Genomic DNA, 6,918 nt, shown 5'->3' with positions numbered 1-6,918 from the left:
CGGTCCCCGCGCTCGTTGTGTGTGGTTTCTAAACATACAATTAGCTCTATAAATACTTAAAATACCTCCCGCCCCCCCCCTTCGGGGGAGGGTGGGGCTCTTCAGTGGAAATCCCCAGATCTCAATCTTCGAGGTCTGGGGACTTTGGACGTTTTGCTATCGGGGCTTACAGGTTCGGGTCAGACATTTTCCGACTCTCCTTCGTCTATTGCTGATGAGACTAACACGCCGATTTCTTCAGATTCAACGCTTGTAACACGTGCATGTTTCTGGCTGTAGTCACGCAGTTCGCTCAGAAGTGGCCACGTGAGCCAGTGTCGTAGGGGCAGCTCGTCCGAGGCGCGCATCTTTTGCACGAGCTTATGGCCTTCTGTCAGCTCGTCCAGCAGTGCGTGCTTAGCAAGCCGGAACACCGGCTGGAGGACCGACGTATTCCAGTTTTCAATGTCTTCCTGGTGCTGTTTTAGCTGCCCGGTTCGTTTGGCTGCCACCCAGCTGTTGACTTGATATCGGTAGCCAGCGCCCAAATCGTTGAAGCTAGATGCCTTGACTACCTGGGAGAGCTGTTGAACGGCCTCAAATCGCTTGTCCTGAAGCAAGTGGTATGAGACAACTCCACCAACATAAGACTCCATGGACTGCACGGAGTCTTGGTCCTTGACGAATTTCTGGCACGTAGCGAACACGAGGAAGGTGGCGATCGACATAAGGCGGTCAGAGGCGTGCCGCAGATATGGAACATCTACGCCGAGGTACTCATCCAGGCCCTTCTTATGGGGCGACGGCTTGCACGCTTCGACGTATTGCTTGGACGCAACCGCGCCGTTGTGCACGATCATGTGACGCCGCTGGAAAATCTCGATTGTAGATGCGTCGGTGGCTAGCGGGGGCACATCTATGTGTAGCTTCTTACCGACAAACTCCAGCCAGTCACTATAGCTGCCGTACAGCAAACTATCGACGAACTTGTCGATCTGATGCTGCCTAAAGGATTCAAGGTCTTCAAACTCGCATATCTGCGCCCAGGTAAAGGTCTGATTGGATGAACTGATGATTTGTGGGACGTTTGTAATCACAACACGGAGCAGGTTGCCCATGAGGACTTCAAAGTCAGCAACTACCGTAGTCAGCAAAGAGGACAGCAGCTTTGTCGTCTGCGGCGAATCCTGCATCCTTACGATGGCCCGGGCTACATCGCTGAAGTACTCTTGCCCGCAATCCTCTGGCAGCTCTCGAATTACCGCACGCACCGCATCCTTGTGTTGTTCGGTGTCGCGTGTATGAAGTCCCTCTTTGTCAGATTTGAGCTGTGGCGCCCCAATGCCCTCCAGTTCCACTTCCAAGAGATCCCAGAGACGCTCAAACAAACCTTCGGGTACGTGCGGATACTCCCGCTCGATGCTCGTGTGAGCGCGCTCGCGGTAGTCGTCAAGTTCATGTTCTTGCCGCTCGATGTAGTCGGCCGTGTAGAGCAGGTCATCTTGATTGGACCTGAAGGCTTCCATGAGTTCAAGGAGTTCTTCTACAGTCGGATCGAGATCGTCCGCCTCAGATTCGGTCGAACCTTCTTCTTGGTCCTGCATGGTGCCCCCATATTTATTGTTGCTCTGCGGCTCGCAGATTCTCTGATGCCAAGATTGCGGTACGCAATTGGGTTTTTGACTCAGTAACTGCCGCCCTACCCGCGTTTGCGCAGGTAGGGCGGGCATTCTCTGTGTGGAGCTAAGGAGATTCGAACTCCTGACCTCTTCGATGCGAACGAAGCGCTCTACCAACTGAGCTATAGCCCCTGGGCCAAGCTGTACGGCCTGGCCAGTGTCCCTAGGCTACAAAGTTTCGTCGTGCTTTTCCAACCACGACACGAACGTCTCCGCGCCATCCTTCCGCCCGGGGATCAGGTTGTTGCCGGCACGAAGGAAAGACCCCATGGCCCCGGCCAGGGGCAGCTCCACGATCTTGCCTCGCCTCCCTGTGACCGTCTTCCACGACTCCGCCATCTGACGCATGGTGAGGACCTCCGGACCGCCCACAGTTCGTATGCAGTGCCGCTCACTACCCGGGGCTCCGAGACAATCAATGACGACGTCGGCACCCACCAAAGCGGCTGCCAGCCCCTCTCCTGTGGTGACATCGCCCGTAAAGTAAGTTGCGCCGTCGTGACGCTTCGCCGAGCCGGCGGCCGGTACGTGGCGGGAAGAGGCGGTCACCGTAGGCCCCGCAGACAGCGCGAGCCGGACGACGTCCCGACCGATCTACCCGATGCTACCCGCGACGCAGATGCTGTTCATGGAGGTTCTAGGCGCGACGGCGCTGCAGAACGTCGTCCAGGTTGCTGAGCGCGCTCTGCCCCTTGGCAGAAACAGTGGCCGCTGCCTCCGCTTGCTCAGCGCCCTGCTTCAGAACGGGCTTGCCCACAGGCTTGGGAGCCTCAGGGAGGTCCAGGGGCTCGGGAGCCGGCCTTGGAACCTTGGCGGCCTCGACGTACGTGGGCTTGGGAACTGCGACCGGCTCCCAGCTGGAGCCCTTGGAGTCCCCGGCCGTCTGGGCGGATTCGTCTCCCGCGGCGACTGCAACGGCCAACGCGGCCTGGCGAAGCTCAACGGCGGACAGGCGCGCAGCTTCACGATTGGTGGCTTCGGCGTCGAAAACGGTGGTTTCCTTCGCTTCCACTGCCGGTTCCTTCGGCAAGTAGCGCGCCGGCGTCGGAATGGGCGCAGCTTGCGCAGCACGGCGCGCCCGGCGTTCGCGAAGATCCCGGAGGGCGAGCTTCCGCAGGGTCACGACGGCGAGCACAGCCCCAATGAAGGAAACCAACGGCAACCAGCCGGATCCGGCGCCAAAGGCGAGGAGAACGCCGGACACCACTGACGTCACCAGCAGGGCAAGGCCCGCCAATGCCAGCGTGAGCCGGGCGTAGCGGATGGTGAAGGGAGTGGTGGGGGCTTTTCCAGGGAACGACTCAGCCGCACGGGATTCCTGGGGCGACGCCTGTGCTTTGCTGTGCATGGTCTCCATCGGTTTCTCCTGCTGAGGTGCCAAAGTCAGTACCACCCCTGCCTGCGTTTCGTCTGGTTCGTCGTCGATCGCCCCTGCCGGGACAGTGGCTGTTTGGACTTGTTGGCGTCTGTTCCGCAAAACGTAGGGCGCCACCCAGACCATCCACAGGGCAACAGTGACCACGAGTATCACTGAGCTGCTGAGAGGGAAGTCCACATTCAAAACCGTAGAAGCAAATCGCCGGGCGCGGCGGCATTGCGGCCGGTGTGTCGTCGGCGAGTCCGCAAATGACTGGATATACGGCCAAAAAGGCCTATGACCTGCCCGTTTATCCCCTGAGCCACCGACGTAACAGACCCTCCGGAACTTCCTCGGAGGTCAGCGCGAAGGAGCGGTGGTCAGCCCATTCGCCGTTGATATGCAAGTAGCGTTCGCGATAGCCCTCATCGCGGAATCCGAGCTTTTCGACCACCCGCAGGCTGGGTGCGTTTTCAGGCCTGATATTGATCTCCATGCGATGGAGGCCCAACACCCTGAAACAGTGATCAGTTGCCATGGCGACCGCCGTCGGAGCGATGCCAAGCCCGGCACGCTCCTTGTCAACCCAATAACCCAGCGTTGCCATCATGGCCGATCCCCAGACAATGGAGGAAACGGTCAATTGCCCCACGATTCGCGGTTCCCGGAATCCGGGGGTCCGCTCAACGATGAGGAAGGGCAGGGCCGTGGAGTGGCGGGCTTGGTCGTTCAGCGAGCCCACCATCTGCCGATAGCTGGGCAGGCGCCCACCCGGTGCGGGGTTGGACGCCTCCCATGGAGCGAGCCATTCGCTGTTCCGCGAACGGACTTCAGACCACTCCCGCTTGTCGCGGTAACGGATGGGGCGAAGAAGCAGGTTTCCGCTCTCCAGCGTCACCGGCCAGATCGCAGAGCCGTACATCCGGTGTTACTTGGGAAGCGAGGCAGTAAAGGTCGGCAACCACTCACGCAGTTCGGGGCCGAGGTCTTCGCGTTCGCACGCCAGCTCAATGCATGCCTTGAGGTAGCTGAGCTTGTCACCGGTATCGTAGCGGCGGCCGCGGAAAACGACGCCGTATACGCCGTAGCCCTCACCTTCGCCGGCGGCAAGGACTTCAAGGGCATCGGTCAGCTGGATTTCGCCGCCCCGGCCCGGAGCGGTTTTCTCCAGAACATCAAACACTGCCGGGTGCAGCACGTAGCGGCCGATGACGGCGAGGTTGGACGGCGCTTCTTCCGGAGAAGGCTTTTCCACGAGCTGCTTGATGCGGACGTAGCCGTCTTCGCCGATCTCTTCGACGTCGGCGCAACCGTAGGCGCTGATCTTGGAGGGTTCCACTTCGATCAGGGCAACCACGGAACCGCCGGTCTTCTGCTGGACGGCGATCATGTCGCTCAGCAGGTTATCGCGGGCGTCGATCAGGTCATCGCCCAGGAGAACGGCGAAAGGCTCGTGGCCAACGTGCTGCTTTGCACGAAGGACGGCATGGCCCAGGCCGTTCGGGTCGCCTTGGCGGACATAGTGGATGTCGCCGAGGTTGGTGGCGGACTGGATGGCCTCAAGCTTGGCGGTATCGCCCTTCTCGGCCAGGGTCGCTTCCAACGCCGGCACGCGGTCAAAATGATCCTCAAGGGCGCGCTTGCTGCGCCCTGTGATCATCAGGACGTCGTGCAGGCCAACCTTGACGGCTTCTTCGACGACGTACTGGATGGCTGGCTTGTCAACCACAGGCAGCATTTCCTTCGGCATCGCCTTTGTTGCAGGCAGGAACCTGGTGCCAAGACCCGCTGCGGGGATGACGGCCTTACGGACAGCATTGTTATCGAGAGTCACCGGACTAATGTAACGGAAGGAATACATCATCGGCTAAACCCTCGCCGTGCCGGGAACACATTTCGGTGTGCCGCATGGCGGCCTTGGTTGCTGGACCGGCATCAGGCTCACCTCACGATCGGATACGCATGGCATCGAAAGAAGACATCCGCAGCAGCCGCCGCCTGCACAGGCAAGCCCTCTCTCCGGAACAGATCGCGGCGGCCGGCGAGGGGATCGCACATCATGGATCGGCGTGGGCGGCAGCTGCCTCCCCTGCCACCGTCTCCACGTTTGCCGTCTACTTGGGGGTTGCCTTCGAGCCGCCCACCATGCCGCTTATCGAGGCGCTGCACGGGGCCGGCCACCGCGTTCTGCTTCCCGTCTGCGAGCCCGGACGGCAGTTGAGCTGGGTGTATTGGACGCCCTCGACGGCGTTTGTCCGCTCCGCCTACGCCCCCATCGACGAGCCCGAAGGCGAACGACTGGAAAGCCAGGTTGTCGCCGGAAGTGCGGGTATCTTCATGCCTGCCACTGCGGTGGACATGGATGGCAACCGGATCGGCCAGGGGGGCGGCTACTACGATCGACTCCTCCATGGCCTCGACGCTTCCGGCCGGCGGCCGCCCACCATTGCTGTGGTGTACGACGACGACCTGTTGCCAACAGGTTCGATCCCCGCCGAAGCTTTTGACCGCCCCGTGCGGGAGATCCTGACGCCATCCGGCGTCGTCCGTCTCGAAGGCACGGCGGGTATGGCCTGACTGCCGCACCTCCTTGTTGACTCCGGCACTTGGAGAGATCCAACACATCCGCTGGCGCATGCCAAGGAGACGGATGATAGAATTGGCACTCAGGCCCTGCGACTGCTAATGCGGAGAGTTATTCCGCCGCCGCTGCACAGGACCTGAACTTTGTCCTGAAGGAGGAATTCAGTGCCCACTTACGCATACGCCTGCAAAGACTGTGACCATGCCTTTGACATCGTCCAGTCCTTCTCTGACAGCTCCCTGACGGAGTGCCCCGAGTGCAAGGGCGCCCTTCGCAAGAAGTTCAACAGCGTCGGCGTAGTCTTCAAGGGTTCAGGCTTCTATCGGACAGATTCCCGCGACGCCAAGGGCAGCACCGTTTCGGCCGCAGCACCGGCCCCTGCCGCTCCGTCGCCGGCCCCCGCTGCAGCGGCCGCAGCCAGCTAGGTCTCCACCTTTTCCACATAGCGCACCAGAGGGCTGTTTCGCGGCGCTGGCAGCTGGCTAACGTGGCGGCATGCCACATCAGTCACGCAGTGCCTTCCTTGCCCGCGCCGAGCGTTCGGCATCAACCGACGCCACTTGGCCCCCGGTCCCGCGTGCAGGAACGAGGCGATCCAGTGTCTTAAGCGGCATTCCCGCAAGGTTCAATCCGCCACGCACCCGGGATCGCACTGACCACCGGGGCCACAAGCGAAAATTCGGCTCCTGGATCGGACGAAACCGCAGGCTCACAGTTGCCCTCCTGCTCTGCCTTGCCACCGGTATGGCAGTCCAACAACTGACGCCGGCATCAGAAGCACGCATCAGCGTCCTTGTCGCAGCCCACGATATTCCAACAGGCACCAGCCTTGCGGAGTCCGACTTCACCAGCCAGGGTGTGCCGCCTGACCTCGCCATCACCGGCGCCCTGACAGATGTTCAGGCCCTGGTTGGCCGCCAACTTGCCTCACCCCTGGGCAGGGGGCAGATCCCTACGGAGTCCAATCTTCTTGGTCCAGGCCTGCTCACCGGCGCACCGACAGGGGCGGCTGCGGTGCCGCTGCGAATGGCAGACCCGTCATCCATCCAGCTTCTCTCCCCCGGCCAGTTGGTGACGGTGGTCCTGACGGCGGCCGGCTCCTATGACGAATCCAGGCAAAGCCAGGTGTTGGCCGGCCCTGTCCCAGTGCTCTGGACTTCAGCTTTGGGCGGCAAGACCGGCGAATGGCTCGGTACCAGCGACACCGAGGGTTTGGTGGTGGTCGCCGCGGATCCCCAACAAGCAGAAAAGCTTGCCGGCGCTTCAACGCAAGGCAAGCTTTTCTTCGTTTTGGTAAGTCCGTGATGCGGGACCCCTCT

8 protein-coding genes and 1 tRNA gene are annotated in these 6,918 nt (G+C 61.1%); 3 read left to right on the top strand and 6 right to left on the bottom strand.

The window, feature by feature from the left end; translation table 11 throughout:
• Positions 1 to 179: 179 nt before the first annotated feature.
• The 6 genes from LN996_RS06220 to galU all read right to left on the bottom strand — a co-directional run bounded on the left by LN996_RS06220 (position 180) and on the right by galU (position 4,879).
• Positions 180 to 1,583, bottom strand: a complete 1,404-nt coding sequence (locus LN996_RS06220) for a hypothetical protein (protein ID WP_231339558.1) — start codon at positions 1,581 to 1,583, stop codon at positions 180 to 182.
• Between the two features lie 134 nt (positions 1,584 to 1,717).
• Positions 1,718 to 1,790: transfer RNA gene (locus LN996_RS06215), tRNA-Ala, on the bottom strand.
• A 36-nt stretch (positions 1,791 to 1,826) separates the two neighbouring features.
• Positions 1,827 to 2,252, bottom strand: coding sequence for an NAD(P)H-binding protein (locus LN996_RS06210; protein WP_308102706.1), 426 nt, complete (start codon positions 2,250 to 2,252; stop codon positions 1,827 to 1,829).
• A 43-nt stretch (positions 2,253 to 2,295) separates the two neighbouring features.
• Positions 2,296 to 3,180 (bottom strand): hypothetical protein, encoded by an 885-nt coding sequence (locus LN996_RS06205; protein ID WP_231339564.1) that lies wholly within the window; start codon positions 3,178 to 3,180, stop codon positions 2,296 to 2,298.
• 145 nt (positions 3,181 to 3,325) lie between these two features.
• A complete protein-coding gene (locus LN996_RS06200; RefSeq protein ID WP_231339556.1) occupies positions 3,326 to 3,937 on the bottom strand; it encodes a GNAT family N-acetyltransferase in 612 nt (203 codons plus the stop codon).
• Between the two features lie 6 nt (positions 3,938 to 3,943).
• Entirely contained in the window at positions 3,944 to 4,879 is a 936-nt protein-coding gene (gene galU, locus LN996_RS06195; RefSeq protein ID WP_256491663.1) for a UTP--glucose-1-phosphate uridylyltransferase GalU, read from the bottom strand.
• Positions 4,880 to 4,977: 98 nt separating this feature from the next.
• Here galU and LN996_RS06190 point away from each other — a divergent pair, with 98 nt between their 5' ends.
• The 3 genes from LN996_RS06190 to LN996_RS06180 all read left to right on the top strand — a co-directional run bounded on the left by LN996_RS06190 (position 4,978) and on the right by LN996_RS06180 (position 6,904).
• Positions 4,978 to 5,592: a 5-formyltetrahydrofolate cyclo-ligase gene (locus LN996_RS06190; RefSeq protein ID WP_231339554.1), complete on the top strand. Its 615-nt coding sequence runs from the start codon at positions 4,978 to 4,980 to the stop codon at positions 5,590 to 5,592.
• Positions 5,593 to 5,763: 171 nt separating this feature from the next.
• On the top strand, positions 5,764 to 6,024 hold the full coding sequence (locus LN996_RS06185) for an FmdB family zinc ribbon protein (protein ID WP_231339553.1): 261 nt from the start codon (positions 5,764 to 5,766) through the stop codon (positions 6,022 to 6,024).
• Positions 6,025 to 6,094: 70 nt separating this feature from the next.
• Positions 6,095 to 6,904 (top strand): Flp pilus assembly protein CpaB, encoded by an 810-nt coding sequence (locus LN996_RS06180; protein ID WP_231339552.1) that lies wholly within the window; start codon positions 6,095 to 6,097, stop codon positions 6,902 to 6,904.
• Positions 6,905 to 6,918: the final 14 nt, after the last annotated feature.

Source organism: Arthrobacter sp. AK01 (assembly GCF_021109375.1).
Taxonomy (GTDB): Bacteria; Actinomycetota; Actinomycetes; order Actinomycetales; family Micrococcaceae; genus Arthrobacter.
Note: the sequence above shows the minus strand (reverse complement) of the source record. Positions and strands in the feature narration are given on the sequence as shown.